Here is a 2317-nt window from a genome sequence, read left to right as displayed (position 1 = left end):
TAAAATGTCCTTTTAGCTCTTTGCGCACTTCTTGTTCAGTGTATTCTACCCTAAACCAGTAATCACTTGATGGTAAGGCATTCCCATTATAGGTCCCATCCCATCCCGGGGTCAACGGACTGATTTGCTTTAACAGCTTTCCATAGCGATCAAATATATAAATATTTGCCGTAGGATCGAAATCGGCGATCCCTATAATATTCCACGTATCGTGATATCCATCATTGTTTGGAGTAAAGTAATCTGGATAATCCACAACTCCAATATCAAACATGATCTCTCCACAACCATTGGCATCCTTAATCGTGATGGTATGAACCCCAGGACTCACATTCTCAAACAAATTACTCTCCTGGAATGGTCCCCCATCTATCGCATAGATATACGTCCCAAGACCCTCTTGAAGCACCTCTACCGTATGATTCTCTGCAAAGGCTCCATTGATCAAGTTAAAACTCCAACTCACTGGTGCCTGTGACACTGTAACTGTTGTGCTTACACTTGTCGTACATCCACTATCCAATTGCGTGATAGTTACCTCATAGCTTCCACCCACGAGCGCCGTAATACTTGCACCCGTCTCTCCTTCTTGCTCCTGGCCATCAATACTCCACACAAAACTATATAGGCTCGGATCCAATCCTGTATCTATCACTGGAGGAGATACCTCTCCCTCGGCTGCCTCTATTGGATTTCCATTCTCGTCAACACATAACCTAAAGCTCTCTGGTAGTGTTACTATTGGTAACTGCTCTACCTTTAGGATCACCTCTGCAATCTCATAACAATCTGTAGCCAGATTCGTAACTCTCGCATAGATAATCTGTGGGTTGATAATATTGGTATACGTTGCTGGTAAGGCATTTAATCCCTCCATGGCATTCTCTAAAGTCTCATGGAACGTAAGATCGTAATCCATAGGATCTTGACCATTTAAAATCTCATCCAATAAGTCTTGAAGCGTTAAATCAAAACCTGTAAAGCCGTCATTGGGACCTTCTTCATCACAAAGCGTGTATGGCTGTGCTGGAGACGTGGCCATTGCTCCTTCTTTCACCTCTATGTTAAAGAACTGTGCACCGCCTATATAACAGGTAGTGGCTGTATTGGTAATCCCTACATAAATAGGCTGCGGATTGCTTATGTTTTGATACGCTGTAGGGATTGGTATAGGGTTCACACCCGCCAAGGCATCGGCTGGATCTACATAAAAACTAACCACATTATTGACCATATCCTGACCTATCAAAATCTCCTGGGTCTTTGTCGTTAAATCGAAAATAGCAGTACCATCAAATGGAATCTCACAGATTATGTAGTCCTCCAACATCGCACTATCGTCTGGAAGCATGTTCACTGAAATCGTTAACTCCACAATCTCAAAACAAAAGGCGTCTGAACCTGGATTGGTCACACGAATATAAATCGTCTGTGGGTTACTCGTATTGGTATACATCGTTGGATCGGCAATCTCCGTCATAGGATCTCCAGCAATAGCGAGCTCTTCTGTCTCATAGTACAGCAAGTCATACGTCTCACCATCTAATATCTGAGCCTCTCTAATGGTTAAATCAAATACCTCTTCTCCATCTCCATCGGTATCACATAAAGCAATAGGATCTGGTTGTTCTGGTTGTGGGTTTGGTAATACTCGTAAGGTAAGGGTAATACTGGTGTCGATACACAAGGTGTTACCGTCGGTCACTCGCACATAGATCGTCTGCAAGTTCATCGTATTGACATATGCCGTAGCAGGGTTAATAGCATCTACATCAGCCTCGGCATTGGCCAGAGTCTCGTAGTACTGTACGCCCACTCCTGGAGCACCCCCAGTAATGAGTACATCTTGCGTGGTTAAATCAAAGGTCGTAATACCATCAAAAGGCTCCCCTAAATCATCACACATGTTAAAAGCATCGGGCTGCATCACGGTAGGGCCGTCTACAACTTCTATATCGAAGCTACCGATCTTAAAGCATCCACTATCGTTATCCTCTAAACGAATCCATATGGTTTGTAGCGGCGTAATGGTGTTCATAAAAGCACCTGGGTTGGCAATCTCTGGTGTGCCAGCGATGGCTTCTAAATCACTCAGGTAATAACTTAAGGTATAATCGGCTGGATCTTGAGTTCCGAAAATATCCGCAGCACGCTGGGTTAAATCAAATATCTCAAAACCATCCATATCGGGATCACAGGCGATAATGGGATCAATATCAATAGGAACTATTGGCGTTGGATTCACAATAAGTTCTAACTCCACAACACGCCAGCATCCTGTACCGGTGGCTGGGGGAACATCATCGTAGGTAGCCCG

General features: G+C 43.9%; 1 protein-coding gene. It reads right to left on the bottom strand.

All coding sequences use genetic code 11. The features are described from left to right. On the bottom strand, positions 1-2317 hold a 2317-nt coding region (locus tag ACY2RS_RS15420), incomplete at both ends, for a T9SS type B sorting domain-containing protein (RefSeq protein WP_490099562.1).

The organism is Patiriisocius sp. 208BN25-11, from assembly GCF_058147145.1.
This window is presented reverse-complemented; position numbering and strand designations above follow the sequence as displayed.